This is a genomic window from Alistipes senegalensis JC50 (assembly GCF_025145645.1).
In the GTDB taxonomy this organism is placed as follows: Bacteria; Bacteroidota; Bacteroidia; order Bacteroidales; family Rikenellaceae; genus Alistipes; species Alistipes senegalensis.
In genome coordinates this window covers 815,061-836,610 of record NZ_CP102252.1, presented here as the reverse complement: position 1 = coordinate 836,610, position 21,550 = coordinate 815,061, and the positions used below count along the sequence as shown (strand labels likewise).

18 protein-coding genes are annotated in these 21,550 nt (G+C 59.7%); 5 read left to right on the top strand and 13 right to left on the bottom strand.

Annotation, left to right across the window (positions count from 1 at the left end):
- Positions 1 to 9: 9 nt before the first annotated feature.
- Positions 10 to 1,956 (bottom strand): fumarate reductase/succinate dehydrogenase flavoprotein subunit, encoded by a 1,947-nt coding sequence (locus NQ519_RS03245; protein ID WP_019149496.1) that lies wholly within the window; start codon positions 1,954 to 1,956, stop codon positions 10 to 12.
- A gap of 36 nt (positions 1,957 to 1,992) precedes the next feature.
- Positions 1,993 to 2,688 carry a succinate dehydrogenase cytochrome b subunit gene (locus NQ519_RS03240; protein ID WP_026076281.1) on the bottom strand — a complete coding sequence of 232 codons (696 nt, stop codon included), beginning with the start codon at positions 2,686 to 2,688 and terminating at the stop codon, positions 1,993 to 1,995.
- Between the two features lie 131 nt (positions 2,689 to 2,819).
- Here NQ519_RS03240 and NQ519_RS03235 point away from each other — a divergent pair, with 131 nt between their 5' ends.
- Both NQ519_RS03235 and NQ519_RS03230 read left to right on the top strand, forming a co-directional pair.
- Positions 2,820 to 3,356 carry a 5-formyltetrahydrofolate cyclo-ligase gene (locus tag NQ519_RS03235; RefSeq protein WP_019149498.1) on the top strand — a complete coding sequence of 179 codons (537 nt, stop codon included), beginning with the start codon at positions 2,820 to 2,822 and terminating at the stop codon, positions 3,354 to 3,356.
- 81 nt (positions 3,357 to 3,437) lie between these two features.
- Positions 3,438 to 4,229, top strand: coding sequence for a patatin-like phospholipase family protein (locus NQ519_RS03230; RefSeq protein ID WP_019149499.1), 792 nt, complete (start codon positions 3,438 to 3,440; stop codon positions 4,227 to 4,229).
- A gap of 378 nt (positions 4,230 to 4,607) precedes the next feature.
- Here NQ519_RS03230 and gdhA read toward each other — a convergent pair whose 3' ends face one another.
- The 8 genes from gdhA to NQ519_RS03190 form a co-directional block, all read right to left on the bottom strand.
- Entirely contained in the window at positions 4,608 to 5,963 is a 1,356-nt protein-coding gene (gdhA, locus tag NQ519_RS03225; protein ID WP_019149500.1) for an NADP-specific glutamate dehydrogenase, read from the bottom strand.
- A gap of 253 nt (positions 5,964 to 6,216) precedes the next feature.
- Positions 6,217 to 6,822, bottom strand: a complete 606-nt coding sequence (locus NQ519_RS03220) for a DUF4923 family protein (protein ID WP_026076283.1) — start codon at positions 6,820 to 6,822, stop codon at positions 6,217 to 6,219.
- Complete coding sequence (locus NQ519_RS03215) at positions 6,819 to 8,744, bottom strand: NAD(+) synthase (protein WP_019149502.1); 1,926 nt, start codon at positions 8,742 to 8,744, stop codon at positions 6,819 to 6,821. Before NQ519_RS03215 ends, NQ519_RS03220 begins: the two co-directional genes overlap by 4 nt.
- Positions 8,745 to 8,915: 171 nt before the next feature.
- Positions 8,916 to 10,133 (bottom strand): peptidase T, encoded by a 1,218-nt coding sequence (gene pepT, locus NQ519_RS03210; protein WP_019149503.1) that lies wholly within the window; start codon positions 10,131 to 10,133, stop codon positions 8,916 to 8,918.
- 92 nt (positions 10,134 to 10,225) lie between these two features.
- Complete coding sequence (locus NQ519_RS03205; protein WP_019149504.1) at positions 10,226 to 12,232, bottom strand: OPT family oligopeptide transporter; 2,007 nt, start codon at positions 12,230 to 12,232, stop codon at positions 10,226 to 10,228.
- 61 nt (positions 12,233 to 12,293) lie between these two features.
- Entirely contained in the window at positions 12,294 to 12,620 is a 327-nt protein-coding gene (locus tag NQ519_RS03200; protein WP_019149505.1) for a nucleoside triphosphate pyrophosphohydrolase family protein, read from the bottom strand.
- A 156-nt stretch (positions 12,621 to 12,776) separates the two neighbouring features.
- Positions 12,777 to 14,024: a UDP-N-acetylmuramoyl-tripeptide--D-alanyl-D-alanine ligase gene (locus NQ519_RS03195; RefSeq protein WP_019149506.1), complete on the bottom strand. Its 1,248-nt coding sequence runs from the start codon at positions 14,022 to 14,024 to the stop codon at positions 12,777 to 12,779.
- 81 nt (positions 14,025 to 14,105) lie between these two features.
- Positions 14,106 to 15,179 (bottom strand): mannose-1-phosphate guanylyltransferase, encoded by a 1,074-nt coding sequence (locus NQ519_RS03190; protein WP_019149507.1) that lies wholly within the window; start codon positions 15,177 to 15,179, stop codon positions 14,106 to 14,108.
- An 86-nt stretch (positions 15,180 to 15,265) separates the two neighbouring features.
- Here NQ519_RS03190 and NQ519_RS03185 point away from each other — a divergent pair, with 86 nt between their 5' ends.
- The 3 genes from NQ519_RS03185 to NQ519_RS03175 are packed head-to-tail and all read left to right on the top strand — an operon-like array spanning position 15,266 to position 18,916.
- Positions 15,266 to 15,985 carry a CDP-alcohol phosphatidyltransferase family protein gene (locus tag NQ519_RS03185; protein ID WP_019149508.1) on the top strand — a complete coding sequence of 240 codons (720 nt, stop codon included), beginning with the start codon at positions 15,266 to 15,268 and terminating at the stop codon, positions 15,983 to 15,985.
- A 55-nt stretch (positions 15,986 to 16,040) separates the two neighbouring features.
- Entirely contained in the window at positions 16,041 to 18,179 is a 2,139-nt protein-coding gene (locus NQ519_RS03180) for a putative porin (protein WP_019149509.1), read from the top strand.
- 44 nt (positions 18,180 to 18,223) lie between these two features.
- Positions 18,224 to 18,916: a transglycosylase SLT domain-containing protein gene (locus NQ519_RS03175; RefSeq protein ID WP_026076284.1), complete on the top strand. Its 693-nt coding sequence runs from the start codon at positions 18,224 to 18,226 to the stop codon at positions 18,914 to 18,916.
- Between the two features lie 457 nt (positions 18,917 to 19,373).
- On the opposite strand, the gene NQ519_RS16235 is transcribed toward NQ519_RS03175, so the two are convergent.
- The 3 genes from NQ519_RS16235 to NQ519_RS03165 all read right to left on the bottom strand — a co-directional run bounded on the left by NQ519_RS16235 (position 19,374) and on the right by NQ519_RS03165 (position 21,546).
- Positions 19,374 to 19,646: a transposase gene (locus tag NQ519_RS16235; protein WP_019149511.1), complete on the bottom strand. Its 273-nt coding sequence runs from the start codon at positions 19,644 to 19,646 to the stop codon at positions 19,374 to 19,376.
- Positions 19,647 to 19,745: 99 nt separating this feature from the next.
- Entirely contained in the window at positions 19,746 to 20,114 is a 369-nt protein-coding gene (locus tag NQ519_RS16230; protein WP_458693195.1) for an ISAon1 family transposase N-terminal region protein, read from the bottom strand.
- Positions 20,115 to 20,490: 376 nt separating this feature from the next.
- Positions 20,491 to 21,546, bottom strand: a complete 1,056-nt coding sequence (locus tag NQ519_RS03165; protein ID WP_044118658.1) for a glycoside hydrolase family 43 protein — start codon at positions 21,544 to 21,546, stop codon at positions 20,491 to 20,493.
- Positions 21,547 to 21,550: the final 4 nt, after the last annotated feature.

The following is a 21,550-nucleotide window of genomic DNA, read 5'->3' as shown; positions in this document are numbered from 1 at the left end:
CAAATGGCCTTAGTCTTTGTAGTTGCGCTGTGCGGGGTGCACGAACTCGAAGTTCAGGGGCTCTTTCGTGAGCTCCGGAGCCTCGTCCATGCCTTTGTACTCCCATACGGCGGCGTATACGAAGTTCTCGTCGTCGCGCTTGGCTTCGCCCTCCTCGGTCTGGTGCTCCGAGCGGAAGTGGCCGCCGCACGACTCCTCGCGGTTGAGGGCGTCGCGGGCCATCAGTTCGCCCAGTTCGAGGAAGTCGGCCAGACGCAGCGCCTTTTCGAGCTCGACGTTGAAGTCGTTCTCCTTGCCGACGACCTTCACGTCCTTCCAGAACTCCTTGCGGAGCGCCTGAATCTCGGCGATGGCCTTTTCGAGCGACTCCTTCGTGCGGGCCATGCCGACGTTCTCCCACATGATGTGGCCCAGCTTCTTGTGGATGTCGTCCACCGACTGTTTGCCGTTGATGGCGAGCAGTTTGGCGATCTTCTCCCGGACGCCCTTCTCGGCTTCGTCGAAAGCCTTGGTGTCGGTCTTCACCTTCGGGGCCTGAATCTTGTGCGCGAGGTAGTCGCCGATGGTGTAGGGCAGGACGAAGTATCCGTCGGCCAGACCCTGCATCAGGGCCGAAGCGCCCAGACGGTTCGCGCCGTGGTCCGAGAAATTGGCCTCGCCGATGGCGTAGAGGCCCGGGATGGTGGTCATCAGGTTGTAGTCAACCCAGATGCCGCCCATCGTGTAGTGCACGGCGGGGAAAATCTGCATCGGCTGCTCGTAGGGGCTCACATCGGTGATCTCCTCGTACATGTCGAAGAGGTTGCCGTAACGCTGTTTGATAATATCCTTGCCCAGACGCTCGATGGCGGTCTTGAAGTCGAGGAATACGGCCAGACCGGTCTCGTTCACGCCGAAGCCTGCGTCGCAGCGCTCCTTGGCGGCACGCGAAGCCACGTCGCGCGGCACGAGGTTACCGAAGGCCGGGTAGCGGCGCTCCAGATAGTAGTCGCGGTCCTCCTCGGCGATGTCCGAGGGTTTCTTGGCACCCGAACGGAGCGCCTTCACGTCTTCGAGTTTCTTGGGAACCCAGATGCGGCCGTCGTTGCGCAGCGACTCCGACATCAGCGTCAGCTTCGACTGTTGGTCGCCGTGAACGGGGATGCAGGTGGGGTGGATCTGCGTGAAGCAGGGGTTGGCGAAGCCGGCGCCCTTGCGGTAGCACTGGAATGCGGCCGAGCCGTTCGACGCCATAGCGTTGGTCGAAAGGAAGAAGACGTTGCCGTAGCCGCCCGTGGCGATCACGACGGCGTGTGCGCCGTGGCGTTCGATCTCGCCCGTCACGAGGTTGCGGGCGATGATGCCCTTGGCCTCGCCGTCCTCGATGACGATGTCCAGCATCTCGTGGCGCGGGTAGCTCTTCACCGTGCCGGCTGCGATCTCCTTGTTGAGGGCCGCATAGGCGCCCAGCAGAAGCTGCTGGCCCGTCTGGCCGCGGGCGTAGAACGTACGCGAAACCTGCGCGCCGCCGAACGAACGGTTGGCCAGCAGGCCGCCGTACTCGCGGGCGAAGGGAACGCCCTGGCCGACGCACTGGTCGATGATGAGGTTGGAGACCTCGGCCAGACGGTAGACGTTGGCCTCGCGGGCGCGGTAGTCGCCGCCCTTGATCGTATCGTAGAAGAGCCGGTAGACCGAGTCGTTGTCGTTCTGGTAGTTCTTGGCGGCGTTGATACCGCCCTGGGCTGCGATCGAGTGGGCGCGGCGGGGCGAGTCCTGGATGCAGAACACCTTGACGTTGTAGCCCAGTTCGCCGAGCGAAGCGGCTGCGGAGGCGCCGCCCAGACCCGTGCCGACGATGATGATGTCGAGTTTGCGCTTGTTGGCGGGACTTACGACCTTGATCGCCGTCTTGTGGTTGCTCCACTTTTCGGCGAGCGTCCCGGCGGGAATTTTAGCATCTAATTTGAAAGCCATATCGTTTGTGTGTTTATTGTTCTCTGAATGGGGTGATTAGCATGCGCCTGCGATGCAGGGGCAGAAGAAGTAGACGAGCACCACGGCGGCGAACCCGAGGAATACGATCGTGGCCACGATGTTGGCGATGCACTTCAAACGGGGATACCACGTGTCGTTGGCCCAGCCCACGGTCTGGAACATCGACCATACGCCGTGCGTGAGGTGGAACCACAGCGCGAAGAACCACACGAGGTAGATCACCACGTAATACCATTTCGAGAAGGTGTAGGCGATCAGCGCGGCGCCGTCGGCGGGGCTGTATCCCAGCGAGTTGACGTGTCCGCCCATGATCTCCACGAGCTGCATCTTCGACCAGAAGTTGATGAGGTGGATCAGCAGGCCGCCCAGGATGACGAAGCCCAGTGCGAGCATGTTCTTCGAGGCCCATGCCACGCCCGGCTCCTGCACCGTCACGGCGTAGCGCTGCGATCCGCGCGCCTTGTAGTTGTTCAGCGTGAGGACGACGGCGTAGATGAAGTGGATCAGGACGCCCAGCGCCAGCACGGCCGTACCGGCCAGCGCGTACCAGTTGGCGCCGAGTAACGCGCAGATCGTGTTGTACGCCTCGGGCGAGATGATCGCCGTGATGTTCATCGACATGTGGAAGAGGATGAAGAGCACGAGGAACGCCCCCGTAACGCTCATGACCAGCTTCTTGCCGAGCGAGGAATTAGATAGAAAACAGCTCATAATGATTTTAATTTGTTTATATTTGTGATAGTTTGTGTTCCGGTATGTTCGAATTTACGCGCAAAGATAGCCATTGTTTGCGGAATAACAATGAAAACAGACGGGAATTTTATGCCTGAAAGGAGGGTTTTATGACCAAAAAAGAACTGCGCGCCGCGATGCGCCGAAAGAACCTCGGGATCACTCCGTCGGAGCGGGCCGCGGCGTCGGGGCGTATTTTCGCCCGGGCGGAGCTTTCGGAGGCTTTCGGCAGGGCCCGCACGGTGGGTGTTTTCTGTTCGCTGGCCGACGAGCCGGACACGTCGGAGGCGCTGGCGCGGTGGTCCGCGACCGGTCGTCGGCTGGCCGTGCCGCGCGTCGAGGGCGACGTGATGCGGTTTTATGAATACGATCCCCGGACGATGCGTCCGGGGGCCTTCGGCATTGCCGAACCGGGGCCGGAGGCACGGCTGTGCGAGCCCCGGGAACTGGATCTGGTGATCGTTCCCGGCACGGCGTTCACCGCCGCGGGAGCCCGGATGGGCCGCGGGCGCGGCTACTACGACAAATACCTCGCGCAGCCGGAGGTGCATGCCGTGAAGATCGGCGTTTGTTACGCTCACCAACTGGTCGGGGAGCTGCCCTCGGAGCCGCACGACGTGGCGATGGATTGTGTGATAACGGATTGATGCGCGGCACGATGCGTGCAGTTATGCGTGCGGTGCCCGCGTCTGGAACGAGGTCCGGGACCGTATAAATGAATGAATCTTATGAAGAAAAGAAAAGTGGCGCTGGTGCTGGCCGGCGGCGGGGCGCGGGGAGTGGCCCATATCGGAGCTATCGAAGAGTTGGAAAGTCAGGGTTTCGAGATCAGCGCCGTCGCCGGTACGTCGATGGGCGCGCTGGTCGGGGGCGTCTATGCCTCGGGGCATCTCGAACCTTTCAAGCAATGGTTGTGCGAACTCGACAAATACAAGGTTTTCAGTCTGGTGGACTTCGCCCTGAGCACCGAGGGGCTGGTCAAGGGCGACCGCGTGATGAATGCCATGAAGGAGCTGGTTCCGGATGTGGAGATCGAGCGGATGCCCGTGCCGTTCGCGGCCGTGGCGGCCGATCTGCTCACGGGGCGCGAAGTGGTGCTGGACCGCGGCGGGCTGTACGACGCCATCCGGGCTTCGATCTCGATCCCTTCGGTCTTCAAGCCCGTGCACCGCGACGGGCAGGTGCTGATCGACGGCGGTACGGTCAACCCGCTGCCGCTGAACCGCGTGCACCGCGAGAAGGGCGACATGCTGGTGGGCGTGGATGTCAGCGCTCCGTTTGCCTCTCCCGCGCCGAAAACCAAGGTGTCGCTCAATTACTACAAGGTGCTGATCGCCTCGTCGGAGATCATGCAGCAGCATATCGCCCGGCTGATGTGCCGGCTTCATAAACCCGACATCCTGGTCGAGATGCCTGCCGACAGCTACGGCATTTTCGAATTCTACCGTTCGAAAGAACTGATCGAGGCGGGACGCGCGGCGATGCGCGCGGCGCTCGAACGTGCGGCGGTCGAGGCTTGAAAACGGCAGGATTTTTGCAAAGGGGTAGAAAAAGTTGCGACGGCCCGTTTTGAAGAATTCAAAGAGTAGTGACGCAACTTCACACAGATTTTTAGGGCCGTCGCAAGAATCGAGAGATCGCAGGCATGCCTCCCGGCATTGCCCGATCTCTTTGTGCCGACAAAGATAGACAAACTTTCGTGACACGCAACACCTTTGCCCGAATGTGGTATGGGTGCGCCTGAAATACCGAGCGGCCGTGCCTTTTTTTGCATCTGCCGATCTTTTTCCCTTACCCGGTACGTCTTAACGGGCGATCGGCCGCCGCTGCGACGAAAACACCCCGGAAGTCTCGTGCTTCCGGGGTGTTTCGTTGGCGGGGATTCCCGGGGCCGGCCGTCAGACGCAGCCCTGTGCGAGCATGGCGTTGGCTACCTTCATGAAGCCGCCGATGTTGGCGCCCACAACGTAGTTGATATAGCCGTCGGGCTGGGTGCCGTAGTGCACGCAGACCGAGTGGATGTTTTGCATGATGGATTTCAGCTTGGCATCGACCTCTTCGGGTGACCAGGTGAGGCGAATCGAGTTCTGGGTCATTTCGAGTCCCGAGGTGGCTACGCCGCCGGCGTTGGCCGCCTTGCCCGGAGCATAGAGCAGCTTGTGCTGCTGGAAGATGCGGATGGCTTCGGGCGTCGAGGGCATGTTGGCTCCCTCGGCGACGCAGATGCAGCCGTTGTCAACCAGCGCCTGAGCCTCGTCGCCGTTCAGCTCGTTCTGCGTGGCGCACGGCATGGCGATGTCGCATTTCACGCCCCACGGACGCTCGCCGGGGTAGTAGGTGGCCGACGGGTATTTTTCGGCGTACTCCTTGATGCGGCCGCGGAAGATGTTCTTCAGCTCCATGACATATTCCAGTTTCTCGGAGCTGATGCCTTCGGGGTCGTGAATGTAGCCCGACGAGTCGGAGAGCGTCACGACCTTGGCGCCGAGTTCGGTGGCCTTCTGGCAGGCGTACTGGGCGACGTTGCCCGAACCCGAGATGCAGACGGTCTTGCCCTCGAACGAGTCGTTGCGCGTGGCGAGCATCTCCTGGGCGAAATAGCAGGTTCCGTAGCCCGTGGCTTCGGGGCGCAGCGGGCTGCCGCCCCAGTCGCGGCCCTTGCCGGTGAGCGTGCCGGTGAATTCGTCGCGCAGACGTTTGTACTGGCCGAACATGAAGCCGATTTCACGGCCTCCGACGCCGATGTCGCCTGCCGGAACGTCGGTGTCCTGACCGATGTGGCGCTGCAATTCGGTCATGAACGACTGGCAGAAGCGCATCACCTCGTTGTCGGACTTGCCCTTGGGGTTGAAGTCCGAACCGCCCTTGCCGCCGCCCATCGGGAGGGTCGTGAGGCTGTTCTTGAAGGTCTGCTCGAAGGCCAGGAACTTCAGGATCGAGAGGTTGACCGAGGGGTGGAAACGGATGCCGCCCTTGTAGGGGCCGATGGCGCTGTTCATCTGGATGCGGTAGCCGCGGTTGATCTCGATTTCGCCTTTGTCGTTGAGCCACGGCACGCGGAAGATGATGACGCGCTCGGGCTCTGCGATGCGTTCCAGCACCTTCATCTTTTGCAGGATCGGGCTGGCGACGATGTGCGGTGCCAGCGATTCGGCCACCTCGCGGACGGCCTGGTGGAACTCCGGTTCACCGGGATTGCGGGCGATGAGCCGGGCCATGAAATCTTCGACGTACTGTCGGGCTTGCTCGTTCATAAGCGAATGGATTTTGAGGGGTTTGTAATCGTTTCTCGCCCCTAAAAATAGTACATTCATTCGAGTTTCGCAACTTCTTTAAGAATTTCATAAAATATTTTATTTACCTGTGCCGCGCATTTGCTTACTGTCTGCGGGGCAGCCGGGTCGCGGGGCTGAAAATCCGTAACGAAAAAAGACGGATTCGCTATGAATCCGTCATTGAAATTTTTTTTCGATTTTTTTGCGCTTCCTCCCCGGAAACGCCTGCCTGTCACTTGGAAAAGGCGAACCCGACGTAAACATCCTTGTACTTCGACAGCAGGGCGGCGGCCGTCGAGAGCGAGGATATCCGGCTGCCGAGGGCGGTCATCATCTCCACGAGCCGCGTGACCGGAAAGACCAGCACCAGTTCAGTGCCGCTGATATAGGCGTGGCCCGGCACCGATCCCAGGTTGATCTTGCCCTTGGCGAAATGGAGCGTCACGACGTGCGTCTCGGCGTCGTATTCGTAGGTTCCCGTGAGTTTGTGCTTGCCCAGCGTCGCCGAGAAATCGTCGCTGTCGCGTTCGAAGGTGAACGTTCCGGCGCCGGCTTTGAGTCCGGCCAGCGCATAGGCTTTTTCCAGCTGTTTGACGACCGTGGTTTCGAGGGCTGCGCCGCCGAGTTCCGAGGCGAGGTCCCCGCCTTCGAACTTGACGCCCGGGCCCGTGTAGTTCCACGTGCCAGCCAGCGCATACTGGGTGAGTTTGCCGTCGGTGATCTTGTCGGCGGCCGCCGTGGCGGCTTTTTTCAGCGCGTCTTTCCAGTCCTGCGCCGAAGCCGTGCCGGCGAGCAGGAGCAGGGACGCTGCAAGCAAGAGGGTTCTTTTCATATTCATAATTCTTCGACTTCCCGGAGCCATGCCGCCGCCGAGGCGTCGGAGGGCATGCGCCAGTCGCCGCGGGGCGAGAGCGACACGGAACCGACTTTCGGGCCGTCGGGCATGGCCGAGCGTTTGAACTGTTGGGTGAAGAAGCGGCGGACGAAGACCGTGAGCCACTTCAGGATGGTCGCACGGTCGTAGCTCCCCTCGAAAGCCTGCTCGGCCAGCAGCAGGATTTTCGCAGGACCGTAACCCGCGCGCAGGAAATTGTAAAGGAAGAAGTCGTGGAGCTCGTAGGGGCCCACGAGGTCTTCGGTCTTCTGGGTGATCTTCCCTTCGGCGTCGGCCGGAAGCAGTTCGGGGCTGACCGGCGTGTCGATGATGTCCAGCAGCGTGGCGCGCGTCGCGGCGTCTCGTTCCGTGTCGGCGGCCCACTTCACGAGGTGGCGCACCAGCGTCTTGGGAACCGAGGCGTTGACGCCGTACATCGACATCTGGTCGCCGTTGTAGGTCGCCCAGCCCAGCGCCAGTTCCGAAAGGTCGCCCGTGCCGACCACCAGTCCGCCTTCCATGTTGGCCACGTCCATCAGTATTTGCGTGCGTTCGCGGGCCTGGGCGTTCTCGTACGCCGCGCCCCGGTCGTCGGGATCGAGGCCGATGTCCCGGAAGTGCTGCGTGCAGGCGTCGCGGATGGGGATTTCGCGGATCGTGACTCCCAGCCCGCGCATCAGCTCCAGCGCGTTGTTGTAGGTGCGGTCGGTGGTGCCGAAGCCCGGCATCGTGATGCCGATGATCCCCGCGCGGTCCATTTTCAGGAAATCGAACGTGCGGGCCGTCACGAGCAGGGCGAGGGTCGAATCCAGCCCGCCCGAGATGCCGACGACGGCTTTTCCGGCGCGGGTGTGGACCATCCGCTGCGCCAGTCCGTGCGACTGTATCCGGAAGATCTCCTCGCAGCGTTCGCTGCGGTGCGCCTCGTCCTTCGGGACGAACGGCATCGGGTCGATGTCGCGGTCGAGGACCACGCCGCGGAGCCCCTCGGGTATCTCCATCTCGATCACGGTGTTCTCCGTGGCCCCTTCGTTCATGCGGAACGAGGTGTTGCGGCGGCGTTCGAACGCCAGCCGTTCGAGGTCCACGTCGGCGACGACCAACTGTTCCTCGGGCGAGAAGCGTTCGGCTTCGCGCAGGATCGTGCCGTTCTCGGCGACGATGCCGTTGCCGGCGAACACGAGGTCGGTGGTGGATTCGCCGAAGCCTGCCGAGCAGTAGACGTAGGCCGCGATCGTGCGGGCCGACTGCTGGGCGACCAGCTGCCGCAGGTAGGCGTGCTTGCCCGCCGCCTCGGGCGAGGCCGAGAGGTTGAAGATCACCTTCGCGCCATTCAGCGCCAGCTGCGACGAGGGCGGCACGGCGCTCCAGAGGTCCTCGCAGAGCTCGACGCCGAACTCCGCGCCGTTGACCTCGAACGTGAGGTCGGCGCCGAAGTCGGCCTGCTGGCCCGCGACGGCGATGTGTTCGTCCGAAATCCCGGCTCCCGAGGCGAACCAGCGGTTTTCGTAGAATTCGCCGTAGTTCGGGATGTAGGTCTTGGGGACCACGCCCAGCACCTTGCCCTGCGTGAAGACCACGGCGCAGTTGTAGAGCGCCGATCCGTGGCGCAGGGGGGCCCCGGCGATCAGCGTGAGGGGGAGTTTGCGCGTGGCGCGCACGAGGCGTTCCAGCGCTTCGTCGGCCGCGTCGAGCAGCGTGGATTGCAGCACGAGGTCGCCGCACGTGTAGGCCGTCACGCCCAGTTCGGGGAATGCCGCGATCTCGACGCCCCGCCGGGCGGCCTCCTCGGCCATCGCCGCCATGCGCTCGGCGTTGTAGTCGCAGTCGCCGACCCGCAGATGCGGGATCGCCGCGGCCACTTTCAGAAATCCAAAGGAATCCATAGCTATCGCAATTGAGAATTAAGAATTAGAAATGAAAAATTCGGCTTTTGTCTTAGCGTCGTGAAATCCCGAAGCGTCGGGGCGAACCCTCGCTTTCGGTGATCCCGGGTGGATCGATGGCCCGGAGCAGGCGATAGCGAATTTCAATTTTTAATTCTTAATTTTTCATTTTTAATTAGCCCACAGGCTTGTCAGGTTCAGAATCACCTGCTGGGCCTTGCGCATCGTCGTGAGCGAGCAGTATTCGAACTTGCCGTGGAAGTTCATGCCTCCGGTGAAGAGGTTGGGGCACGGCAGGCCCATGAACGAGAGGCGTGCGCCGTCGGTGCCGCCGCGGATGGGCCGCACGAGGGGCTTCACGCCGGCCATCTCCATCGCCCGCAACGCCTTGTCGATCACCTGCGGATGCGGCTCGACCATCTTGCGCATGTTGTAATACTGGTCTTTGAGCGTGAGGGTCAGCACCTCGTCGCCGTATTTCTTTTTCAGCAGATCGACGCAGGCCCACATGAAGACCTTCTTCTGCTCGAACTTCTCGGCGTCGTGGTCGCGGATGATGTAGCTCAGCGAAGCCCTCTCCACCGTGCCGTTCACACCGACGCAGTGGTAGAAACCTTCGTAGCCCTCGGTGTGCTGCGGACGCTCGGCGGCGGGCAGCATCGTTTGCAGTTCGCACGCCACGTCGATGGCGTTGATCATCTTCGCCTTGGCGTAGCCCGGGTGGACGTTGCGGCCCTGAATCTCGATCTTCGCGCTCGCGGCGTTGAAGTTCTCGTATTCCAGTTCGCCTTCCATGCCGCCGTCAACGGTGTAGGCGAAATCGGCGCCGAAGGCTTTCACGTCGAAGAAATCCACGCCCCGGCCCACCTCCTCGTCGGGCGTGAAGCCGATGCGGATCTTTCCGTGTTTCACCTCGGGGTGCGTCAGCAGATATTCCGCGGCGGTCATGATCTCCGCCACGCCCGCCTTGTCGTCGGCGCCCAGCAGCGTCGTGCCGTCGGTGTGGATCAGCGTGTGCCCTTTGAAGAAGGCCAGCTCCGGGAACTCCGAAACCTTCATCGTCAGCTGGCCGTTCAGGGCGATGTCGCCGCCGTCGTACTCCTCGATCACGCGGGGTTTCACCTCCTTGCCGCTCATGTCGGGCGAGGTGTCCACGTGGGCGATGAAGCCGATCACGGGGGCGTTCCCGCACCCCGCCGTGGCAGGGATCGTGCCCATCACGTAGCCGTACTGGTCCATCGTCACCTCGGTCATGCCGAGGGCTTCCATCTCGTCGCGCAGGGCCGCCAGAAGGACCTTCTGCTTCTCGGTCGAGGGGAATGTCGTGCTGTTTTCGTCCGACTGCGTGTCGTACGATACGTATTTCAGAAAACGTTCTTTGAGTTCCATAATTTCAACAGGTTAAAGGTTAAAAGTTAAAGGTGAGAGGTGAAAAACAGGCTATCTGCATTTTTTACACTCCACTTTTAACCTTTCACTTTTCATTTTTCACTTTTTGCTTTAATCGTGTGCCAGGCCATGTAGCCGATCAGCACGAGGTACATGGCCAGACCCACCCATTCGGCGGCGTTCGATGCGGCCCAGCCCGAGAGGAACCAGTCCACGCCGGCGAATTTCAGCACGGCGCTCACCACGCCCATCAGCGCGCCGCCGGCGATGAATCCCGAAGCGATGAGCGTACCCCGGTCGAAGCGGGCCTTGTTCAGCCCTTCGTCCTTCGAGCGGTTCGAGACGAACCACGCCACCAGTCCGCCCACCACCAGCGGGGCGTTCAGCTCCATGGGGATGAACATGCCCAGCGCGAACGCGAGGGCCGGAATGCCGATCGACGTGAGCACCAGCGCCAGCGCAGCACCGCAGAAGTAGAGCATCCACGGGGTCTGTCCGCCGGTCATCAGCGGCTGGATGACGGCCGCCATAGCGTTGGCCTGCGGGGCCACCAGCGCGCCTTCGCCCACGAATCCGTAGGATTTGTTGAGGATGATCATCACCCCGGCCACCGTCGCCGCAGCAACGAACGTGCCGAGGAATTTCCATGCCTCCTGCTTCTTGGGCGTGGTGCCCAGCCAGTAGCCGATCTTGAGGTCGGTGATGAAGCCTCCGGCCATCGACAGGGCCGTGCAGACCACGCCGCCGATCACCAGCGCGGCGGTCATGCCCGTCGTGCCGCTCAGACCCACGCTCACCAATACCAGCGACGCGAGGATCAGCGTCATCAGCGTCATGCCCGAGACGGGGTTGGTGCCCACGATGGCGATGGCGTTGGCCGCCACGGTGGTGAAGAGGAACGCGATGACGAAGACGATCAGGATCGCCGTCAGCGACTGGGTCCAGTCGCCGCCCAGCAGTCCGAAGTGGAAGAAGACGAAGACCGAGACGAGCGTGGCGATCAGGATCGTGAGGATGCGCTTCATCGAAAGGTCGCGTTGCGTGCGCTCGGCGATCTCGGCGGAGCCTTTGCCGCCTCCGAACTCCGAGACCGCGAGGCCCACGGCCTGACGGATGATCTTCGACTGGCGGATGATGCCGATGATGCCCGCCATAGCGATGCCGCCGATGCCGATGGGCTTGCCGATGAATGCGAAGAGGTTCTCGGCCGTGAAGATCGACTGCGGGTCGGCGAGGATGTCGGCGCGCGTCACGCCTAACAGCGAGATCATCGCGGCGGGATCGACGGCTTCGGCCAGCGAGCCCACCACCGGGACGATCACGAACCACACGAGGCACGATCCGGCGGTGATGATCATGGCGTATTTCAGGCCGATGATGTAGCCCAGTCCCAGCACGGCGGCCGAGGTGTTGAGGCCGAAGACCACCTTGAATTTGTCGGCGGCGACGGCGCCCCATGCGCAGATGCGCGTCGAGACCGACTCGGTCCAGAGGCCGAACGTGCCGACCGCGAAGTCGTAGAGACCGCCCACGAGGCCCGCGACGGCCAGCAGTTTGGCCTGCGATCCGCCCTTCTCGCCCGAGACGAGGACTTCGGTGGTCGCCGTGGCCTCGGGGAAGGGGTATTTGCCGTGCATCTCCTTGACGAAGTATTTGCGGAAGGGGATCAGCAGCACGATGCCCAGCAGTCCGCCGAACAGCGACGAAAGGAACACTTGCCAGAAGGCGGCGTCGAGCCCCAGGATGTAGAGGGCCGGAAGGGTGAAGATCGCTCCGGCGACGATCACGCCCGACGAGGCGCCGATCGACTGGATGATGACGTTCTGTCCCAGCATGTTCTTCTTGCCCAGCACCGAGCCCATGCCTACGGCGATGATGGCGATGGGGATGGCGGCTTCGAAGACCTGCCCGACCTTGAGGCCGAGGAAGGCCGCGGCGGCCGAGAAGACGATGGCCATGATGACGCCCATCGTGACCGAGTAGGGCGTCACCTCCTTCGGGTTCGACGAGGCGGGCATCACGGGCGTGTACTCTTCGCCCGGTTTGAGTTCGCGGTAGGCGTTTTCGGGCAGCGAGGTGAGTTGCTTGTCCTGTTCCATGTGTAGTTGTGAATGCTGAATTTTGAATTTTTAATCGCAATCTTTCGGTGTCGCCGAAAGATTACCTGTTGTCGCCGCTGCCCGAGATGTGGTTGCGCTGCATGCGCGAGCGGAGTTTTTCGACGTTCATCTGCGCCACCTCTTCGAGTTCGTAGCCCAGGTCGCGCGAGAGCGTGGCGCAGTACCACAGCACGTCGCCGATCTCCTTGACGATTTCGAGTCTCTTTTCGGGGGTGAACTCCTCGTGTCCGTCGCGGATCACTTTCTTCACCTTGTCGGCGACTTCGCCCGCTTCGCCCGTGAGCCCGAGCGTGGGGTAGATGATGCGGCGTTCGTTGGGATAGATGGCCGTTTCGAGGGCGTGCTGCTGGTATTCGTTGAGTGTCATAGCTTTGATTTGAAGGTTTACAACAGGCAAAAATAACAAAATAATTTCGAAATAAGCCGAAAAAAGCCCCGGCGATTGCACGGGGCGGGTATTTGTGCTGTGCCGTCGCGGTCTGCCGCCGCTCCGGACGCCCGCCTTTCGGGCGGGGCGGGGGATTCAGAGTTCGGGGATCGCCTTCTCCAGCCCGATGCCGCGCGAGCCTTTGAGCAGCACGAGGGCGTTTTCGACGGGGGAGAGCCGCAGCCGCGAAAGCAGCTCTTCGCGCGTGGGGCAGAGGGTCGTGCGGGCCGGTTTTTCGGGGAGCGAGGCGCAGGCTTGCGTGAATTCGCTGCCGACGAGCAGCAGCTCGGCGTCGGGAGACTGCGCCGCCTGGCGGATGATCTCCGTGTGCTCGTGCGCGGACCATTCGCCCAGTTCGAGCATGTCGCCCAGGATCAGCACCCGGCGCTGCCGCCGGCCGAGCGGTTCGGCGAGGAAACTTTCGACGGCCAGCCGCATACTCAGCGGGTTGGCGTTGTAGCAGTCGATGACGAGCGTGTTGCGGGCCGTCTCGGTGCGCTGCGAACGGTTGTTGTCGGGGACGTAGCCGGCTATGGCGCGGCGGATGCGTTCGTCGGGAATGCCGAAATAGCGTCCCACGGCTACCGCGGCGGCGATGTTGTAGCGGTTGTAGGCCCCTTCGAGGTGGTTCTCCATGCCGTCGGCCAGCGAGACGGGATAGTATTCCGCAGCCAGCGAATCGCGTTCGGCGGCCATCTCCGTCAGCACCCGGTCGTCGGACGGCACGAAGGCGCGGCCGCCGTTCGCGGCGAGATAGTCGAACAACTCTCCCTTGCCCCGGCGGATTCCCTCGGGTCCTCCGAAACCTGCGAGATGCGCCCGTCCGATGTTGGTCAGAATGCCGTAGCCGGGTTCGGCGACGGAGGTCAGCAGGGCCAGTTCGCCGCAGGCGCTCGCGCCCATCTCCACCACGCCGAATTCCGTGTCGCGGGTCATCGAAAGCAGCGTCAGCGGAACGCCGATATGGTTGTTGAGATTGCCGCGCGTGGCGCAGACCGCGAACCGTTCGCCCAATACGCGGCTGACGAGCTCCTTGGTGGTGGTTTTGCCGCTGCTGCCCGAGATGGCGAGGATGGGGATGCCCAGCGCCCGGCGGTGTTCCCGGGCCAGCTCCTGAAGGGCTTGCAGCGTGTCCCCGGCATAGAGGATGCGTTCGTCGGCGGCCGCCGCACCGGCGTCGTCGGAAACGGCGAAGGCGGCGCCTTTCTCAAGCGCCTCCGCGACGAAGCGGTTGCCGTCGAAGTTGGTGCCCCGCAGGGCGAAGAATATCGAATCGGGCTCGATCTTCCGGGTGTCGGTCGAGATGCGGGGGTGTTTCAGGAAGAGGTCGTAAAGTTCGCTCATGGCTGGTGAAAAATAAATGGAGGACGGTCGCAGACCGCCTCCGGGGATGGGTGGTGCGACGACGGCATATCTGATCCGGGATCAGATGTGCTTGTCGCCGTTGTTGAATTTCACTTCGTCGATGAATTTCTTGATGTTCTGCTCCTCGGCGCGGGGGCAGATCAGCAGCACGTCGTCCGTATCGACGACGATGTACTCTTTCAGGCCGCTGATGACGGCGATCTTCTCCTTCGGCAGCGAGACGATCGACGAGCGCGTGTCGTAGAGGTAGCACCCCTTCTCGGGAATGGCGTTGGCGTAGCGGTCCTTGCGCGAGTGCTGGTAGACCGAGCCCCACGTCCCGACATCGCTCCAGCCGAACTCCCCGCAGCGGACGTAGACGTTGTCGGCCTTCTCCATGATGCCGTAGTCGATCGAGATGGCGCGGCACTCCGAATAGGCGATTTCCAGCACGTTGCGCTCGGCGTCGGTGCCGATGGCGCGCATCACGCCGCTGAACATCGCGTGGTGCTCGGGAAGGTATTTCTCGAAAGCCTCGACGATCGCGCGCACGGTCCACACGAAGATTCCCGAGTTCCAGTAGAATTCGCCCGATTGCAGGAACACCTGCGCCAGTTCGAGGTCGGGCTTTTCGGTGAAGCACTTGACCTTGCTGATGGGGCGGTTGTCCGAGACCTGGATGTAGCCGTAGCCCGTGTCGGGGCGCGTGGGTTTGATGCCCACGGTCATCAGCGCGTTGTGCTCCGATGCGAAAGCGAGACATTCGGCGATGATCTCCCGGAAGTCGTCTTCGTTGAGGATCAGGTGGTCCGCCGGGGTGACGATCATTTCGGCGTCGGGATTGCGCTTCATCAGCGTATAGGCCGCATAGGCCACGCAGGGGGCGGTGTTGCGGCCCACGGGCTCGCAGAGCACCTGTTTTTCGCCGATCTCCGGAATGTGTTCCAGCACCAGTTTCTTGTATTTGTCGTTCGTCACCACCAGAAAATTCTCCGGCGGGACGATTTTTGCGAAGCGTTCGTACGTGTGGCGGATAAAGGATTTCCCCGTTCCCAGAATATCGAGGAACTGTTTGGGCATCGACTGCCGGCTTTTGGGCCAGAAACGCGATCCGATGCCGCCCGCCATGATGACACAATATTTATTGCTTGCCATAGTTATTATATGGAGTTAAGTTCGACAAAGATAAAAATATTTTAGTAACTTTGCCGCCTATTGGAAAATTAATTTTCGACCCGGCAATGAAAATCAAATTCTTCACCATACCCAACCTGCTGACCCTTTCGAACCTGCTCTGCGGTTCGGTCGCAGCGGTCGCCGCGCTGGTCTGGGGCAACTTGACGCTGGCTTTCGGGCTGATGATCCTGGCTGCCGTGTTCGACTTTTTCGACGGCTTCACGGCGCGCCTGCTCGACCAGAGTTCGCCCATCGGGCTACAACTGGATTCGCTGGCCGACGACATCACCTTCGGGTTCGCGCCCGCCGCCGCGATGTACGTCCTCTATCAGCGGATGCCGGGCGTCTGGCTGCCGGAGGGGGCCCTCGGGCTCGTCGTCTTCGCCTTCACGGCCTTTGCTGCGCTGCGGCTGGCGAAATTCAACATCGACGACACGCAGCGCACGGAGTTCTGCGGACTGCCTTCGCCGGCCGCCGCGATGCTCTGCGCCTCGCTCGGTATGCTGGCCGAGTGTTACGGGCTGACGCTCCTGCGCGAGACGGTGTTGGCCGTGGCCGTGGTCGTGGGGCTGCTGATGATCTCGGACGTGAGGATGTTCGCCCTCAAATTCCACGGATTCGGCTGGAAGGGGAATGGTTTGCGCTATACGTTCATTCTCGTCAGCGCCGCGATGGCGGTCGTCCTGCGCGGATACGCCGTGCCGCTGATCATCGTGCTTTACGTCCTGATTTCGCTCGTCCGGGGGTTCGCCTGCCGGGCAAACGGCTGTGGGAAAGCCGAATAGTTTATTAAAAAATTTTAATTACCTTTGTCGCGGATTTCCGCTCTTTAGGTTGGATATGTCGGGATTTTCGAATCGCATATTGCTGGTGCTCCTGTTCGGCCTGTTTTTTGCAGTGCCTCAGACAGGGCGTTGCCAGGGCTTCGATGCGAAGACCCTGATGCGCGCCCAGCAGAACGGCCAGTCGGGAAATCTCTACGGCAACAACCCTTTCGAACAGCCCGAGGGCGAGGAGGGGGAGCAGCCGCAGGATACGACCAAGAAGGAGCGCAAGATCCGCAAGCCGCTGGAGTCCTATCTGTTCAACGACTCGATACGTGCGCTGAACAACTTCAAATGGCACGTGAGCCGCGATTTCAACCGCGTCGAGATCGGACCTTTGGACACCACGCTGACCGATTACCGGATCGACTATCCGTTCTACCGGGAGGAGGTGGGCGACATCGCCCAGGGAGCCCTGGGGCAAACGTCGCTGCCGCTGAACTACTTCCGGCGGCCTCAGTTCTTTGATTTCAGTTTTGCGAGTCCCTACTATGCGTACACCTACAACATGGAGAACGTGCCCTTCTACAACACGAAGAAGCCGATCATCCGCATGAGCTACGCCGAGTCGGGGCAGAAGCGTTTCCGCGAGGAGAATTTCAACATCATGCACGCGCAGAACATCTCGCCGACGACGGGATTCAACGTCGATTACAAGGCGCGGGGCACGCGCGGGCAGTATGTGTGGTCGCGGACCAAGAACCACAACCTCTCGGTGGCCGTCAGCCATACCGGAAAGCGCTACTCGGTGCATGCGGGTTACTACAACAACCACATCGAGCAGCAGGAGAACGGCGGCGTGGTCGGCAACTGGGCCATTGCGGACACCGTTTTCGAGATGCCCTCGGGCGTTCCGATGCGGCTGGCCGACGCCGAGGCCAAGAACCTCTACCGCAACAACGCCTTCTTCGTCACGCAGTCCTACGGCATTCCGCTGCAACGGCTCACCGAGCACGATTTCTCGATGGCTAACCTTTCGGCGGTCTATATAGGCCACTCGTTCGAGTACAGTTCGTGGAGCAAGGTCTACACCGACAGGAACGAGCCCTATACCAACGAACGCGACCACCGCGACGAGAACGGCAACTACGTGTCGGCAGAGGGCCGCTACTACGACAACTGGTACATCAACCCCACGGAGACGCGCGACTCGATCTACGAACGGGTCGTCTCGAACCGCTTCTTCGTGCAGGCGCAGCCCTGGGACCGAAACGGGGTGGTGGGAACGATCGACGCCGGCGTCGGCATCGACATGCACACCTACTCGCAGTTCGAACTGAAAGATTACCTGACGGGCAAGTACACGAAGGTCAACAAGACGAGTTACTTCTTTTACGGCTCGGTCAGCGGAAAGATAAAAAAGTATGTCGATTGGGACGGGAATCTCAGATTCTACCCGTCGGGATACAGAGGCGGAGACCTTTCGATCGGCGCGCACCTCGCGCTGAAAGGCTACCTCCGCGGACACCCCCTGATTCTCGAAGGACGGTTCACGATGGACCGCCGTTCGCCCAACTACTGGCAGGAGAATCTATTCTCGAACCATTATATATGGAACACTCCTTTGGACAAGGAGAATGAAACTCGGTTCGAGGTCAAGTTTTCGGTCCCCGATTTCGCTTTCGAAGCGGGGGCATGGCAGGGAGTCGTCTCCGACAAGATCTATTATGCGTCGGACAGCAACGTCGCCCAGCACGGCGGAAACGTCAGCCTCACGAGTGTGTATGCTCGCAAAGATTTCCGCTTGGGCGGACTTCATTTGGACAACAGGGTATTGTTGCAGTGGAGTACGGATCAGGATGTCGTACCCGTTCCGCTTTTGAGCGCCTTCCTTTCGTATTACTACGAGTTCTGGGTCGTGCGCGACGTGCTGCGCTTGCAGATCGGTCTGGACGGACGCTATAATACGCGGTATTATGCGCCCGGTTACAATCCGGCTCTGTCGGTGTATTACAACCAGCGCGAGGTCGAAGTGGGGAACTATCCCTACGTGGACGCCTTCGCAATGGCGAAGTGGAAGAGAATGCGGATATTCTTGAAATATCAGCATGTGAACAAGGGACTGTTCGGTAACGGAGAGTATTTCTCGGCGGCTCGTTATCCGCTGAATCCGGGCATGTTCAAAATCGGTATCTCGTGGGGATTCTATGATTAGCGTGCTGTTCTGCGCGGTGTAAGCTGCCCGCAAAACAACCTTTTATGTTGAAAAAGACCGTATTAACGTTTGCGTTCTTGACCATTCTGACCACTTTCTACGGCTTCAACGCCCGGTTCGCCGCACCTGCGACGGACGGCGCGCCGAACGGAATGGAGGCGATGAACCGTTCGCTGCTCCCCGAGGGCAGCTACGTCATCTCGGCTTACGACGATGTGATCCGCCATATCAGCGAACAGGAGGGCAACGACTGGCGGCTGATGAGCGCCATCGCCTACCACGAATCGCGCTTCAGACCCGACATCATCTCGCGCCGCGGGGCCCGCGGACTGATGCAGATCATGCCTTCGGTGGCACGCCAGTTCGACGTTCCCGTGACGGAGGTTTCCAATCCGGAGACCAATATCTGGCTGGCGAACAAGCTGTTGACGAAGATCGCATCGACGCTCTGCCTTCCCGAGGACATCTCCGAGAAGGACCGGATGAGCATCATCCTGGCGTCGTACAACAGCGGCGTCGGTCATGTGAACGACGCGCGCCGTCTGGCGAAGCTGGACGGAGAGAATCCCGATTCTTGGGAGGTCGTGGCGCGTTATCTCAGTCTGAAAGCCGATCCCGCGTATTACGAGAGCGAAGTGGTCAAATGCGGACGTTTCACCGGCAGCCGGCAGACGCTGGCTTATGTGAACGACGTGATAGGACGTTACGACAGATACTGCCGCGTCGCCGGGAGGTGACCGCAGGCAGGTGTATGATTAAAGGCAGGGTCCGTTTCCGGTATGGGATTAAAGTAATGTAACTACCTGATATATCAGGTAGTTACATTTTTGTATAGAAGAATAGGTAACGAGAAGGCAACGGTTTGTTTTCAGTCTGTTGCGCTGAAATACCGCATTTCAAATAACCTACTGCAAGATACGAAAAATTTTCCGACCGGGAAAATTTACTAAAAACGGCGGCATGTATCCGTTTCCGGCATTAAAAAATTCGGACGGCAAAGATAACTTTTTTCCAGAAAATGCCCACACTCATCCTTGTTTTTCTTGGAGAGCAACTGCGATAATTTTGGATCGGCCTCGATGCGAGTGATCTCCCGGAGGACAAACTCCGCAACGTCAGCCTTGACCCGGTAATAGGCCCCCGATAATTCTGAGGGATTAAGTATATAGTCCTGTAAGTCTGGAGAGTAAGAACCTAATAATTCGTCACCCCTCTCAGCGAAGTCCTAAACGCTTTGATTTTAGCATTAAATGATTCTGCGAATGTGTTTGTAGCTCTGTTGACAAAGAAATTCAAGACCTCATCATAATGCTTGTACAAAGTGGCAGCAATGACATTAAAGCTTTTGAAGCCGGAATCGTCCACTTTGTTGTACCATCGTACAAGCGACAGCCTCGCAGCGTCTTTAATGGTGCTTCTGGAGAATATTATCAGAAGAGAATGCGTGAATGAATAAACTTTCTTCAAATCCGGATATACTTCAAAGAGAACCTACGCCCTTTGCCTCTGACTTTCCGTCTATTTATCGGCAGACTTGAAAAGCAGGTATCTGCAACGTGCCAGTAGCTACTTGTGCGTATTCTCATTTGCAAGTATGACCGGGGTGTATGTCTTCCTCAGGCATTTGGCCTCCTCTTTGGCATCCGTATCGGCCTGAATGGCATCCCATCTATGGGTTCTTGCTGCCTTGTATAAGTGCCTGAAATACCGGTTGCTCTGTCTGTCATACCATCTGCACCTTCTGACAACCAAATCCACGCCTTTGTCTCGGATCGGGGAATCACGAATGGTCACGGCATCGCAGAAACCCTTGGATTCCACATTGGGATTATCCTTGTATTCTTCCTTAACAGCCTTGTCAAGGTAAATACGAATTAGGGAGACTTCTTCCTCTACACGTACCACTTCAAAATTTGAAAGCATCTCTAATGGCAGAATTAACTACACCAAGGCTAATAGGTCTTGATTGTTCATACGGCAAAGATATGGCTTTGCGGTTGATTGAAAGAATCATTTCCCTATATTTATCGGGTGTGCCCTAATTTTGTTTTAGCTCAAAAATGTTTAGCGGATAGTAATAATATTGAATAAGGTTATAACTTAAAAGTTACATTGTGTAAAAAAATAATTCAGGAAACATTGACTGTAAGAGCGTTAGATCGAATTCTCGGAAACGTTGCTGGCGAATGCCGGTCTGATCCGGTAATGGGAGACGCTTTTCGCCGACGGGTGACAGGAACTTTTTTTAACATCACTGAATAGGCCGCTGACCGTCCCGCGAGAATGCCCGAAGACAAGACCCGTTTTTTTGTCATTTGATCGGTACGGGGCAAGGCGAGGTAGTCGGACCGAAAACCTTCAGATGACCGTCCTCGGTTACCTCCATAGGATCGATGAAGACCATACGAGCATTGCCCGTCGGAATCGTCCTGCCATGATAGACACAATACATTCCGCCACCAGGAAGCTTCAGGACCATATTGTGCCCCGTTCCCGTGACCTTGCCGCCCTTGTCCGTATTCTTTTCGAGAACCGGATTGTCCGGGGATTTCACGAAGGGACCCAGCGGCGAACCGGCCGTAGCATAGCCCACCGCATAATGCTGTCCGCCGTAGAAGTTGGTGGAATACATCATGTAATACATCCCGTTTTCCTTGAAGGCGTACGACCCCTCGGTCCAGCGCCGGTTGACCTCTCCCGCGGTGACCGAACGGCTCTCCCACCGGGTTTGCGGGTCAGAAATAGACTGCGGGGGTGTCAGCAGTGCGACCGGCTCGCCGATGACGCCGCTGAAGTCGGGCTTCATCTCCACGCCGTATACCCAGCTCTCCTCGATCTCGTCGAAAAGCCCCTTGTCGCGTGCCCACGCAGAAAGTTCGCTTTCGACAGGATGCTTATAACAGCAGCGCGAATAATAGAGATACACCCGGCCGTCATCGTCCCACAATACATTGGCGTCGATCACCGGATAGCCGGGATCGAAGACCGGACGGTCATACAGGTCGGAAAAGGGGCCCGTCGGCGAATCGGCAATCGCCACTCCGATGCGGAACGTTTCGGAGTCGCCGTTCGGGTTATGCCGCCAGTTGGCACTGAAAAACAGGTAATACCGGCCGTCACGTTCGTACACTTCGGGAGCCCAGAAACAGTCGGTCCCCCATGTCGAGGCATTGCCGTCATAGATGACATCGCCCTTTTGCCAAGTAACGAGGTCGTCCGAGACGTAGACGCGGAAGCCGTTGATATCGTCGCTCGTGCCGTACATGTAGAATTTGCCGTCGGCGGCATGAAGTACGAACGGGTCGCCGAATGCCACATCGAGCGGATTCCGGTACGTGTGCGAACCACATCCGGCCAATACGACCATGAAC

Bases quoted from the DNA above. Each gene is read 5' to 3' on its own strand.
- NQ519_RS03240 (WP_026076281.1), bottom strand. From the start codon at position 2,688: ATGAGCTGTTTTCTATCTAATTCCTCGCTCGGCAAGAAGCTGGTCATG.
- NQ519_RS03215 (WP_019149502.1), bottom strand. From the start codon at position 8,744: ATGGATTCCTTTGGATTTCTGAAAGTGGCCGCGGCGATCCCGCATCTG.
- NQ519_RS03180 (WP_019149509.1), top strand. From the start codon at position 16,041: ATGTCGGGATTTTCGAATCGCATATTGCTGGTGCTCCTGTTCGGCCTG.
- NQ519_RS03220 (WP_026076283.1), bottom strand. From the start codon at position 6,822: ATGAATATGAAAAGAACCCTCTTGCTTGCAGCGTCCCTGCTCCTGCTC.
- NQ519_RS03235 (WP_019149498.1), top strand. From the start codon at position 2,820: ATGACCAAAAAAGAACTGCGCGCCGCGATGCGCCGAAAGAACCTCGGG.
- NQ519_RS03245 (WP_019149496.1), bottom strand. From the start codon at position 1,956: ATGGCTTTCAAATTAGATGCTAAAATTCCCGCCGGGACGCTCGCCGAA.
- NQ519_RS03230 (WP_019149499.1), top strand. From the start codon at position 3,438: ATGAAGAAAAGAAAAGTGGCGCTGGTGCTGGCCGGCGGCGGGGCGCGG.
- NQ519_RS03165 (WP_044118658.1), bottom strand. From the start codon at position 21,546: ATGGTCGTATTGGCCGGATGTGGTTCGCACACGTACCGGAATCCGCTC.
- NQ519_RS03195 (WP_019149506.1), bottom strand. From the start codon at position 14,024: ATGAGCGAACTTTACGACCTCTTCCTGAAACACCCCCGCATCTCGACC.
- NQ519_RS03175 (WP_026076284.1), top strand. From the start codon at position 18,224: ATGTTGAAAAAGACCGTATTAACGTTTGCGTTCTTGACCATTCTGACC.
- NQ519_RS03185 (WP_019149508.1), top strand. From the start codon at position 15,266: ATGAAAATCAAATTCTTCACCATACCCAACCTGCTGACCCTTTCGAAC.
- gdhA (WP_019149500.1), bottom strand. From the start codon at position 5,963: ATGAACGAGCAAGCCCGACAGTACGTCGAAGATTTCATGGCCCGGCTC.
- pepT (WP_019149503.1), bottom strand. From the start codon at position 10,133: ATGGAACTCAAAGAACGTTTTCTGAAATACGTATCGTACGACACGCAG.
- NQ519_RS03190 (WP_019149507.1), bottom strand. From the start codon at position 15,179: ATGGCAAGCAATAAATATTGTGTCATCATGGCGGGCGGCATCGGATCG.
- NQ519_RS03205 (WP_019149504.1), bottom strand. From the start codon at position 12,232: ATGGAACAGGACAAGCAACTCACCTCGCTGCCCGAAAACGCCTACCGC.
- NQ519_RS03200 (WP_019149505.1), bottom strand. From the start codon at position 12,620: ATGACACTCAACGAATACCAGCAGCACGCCCTCGAAACGGCCATCTAT.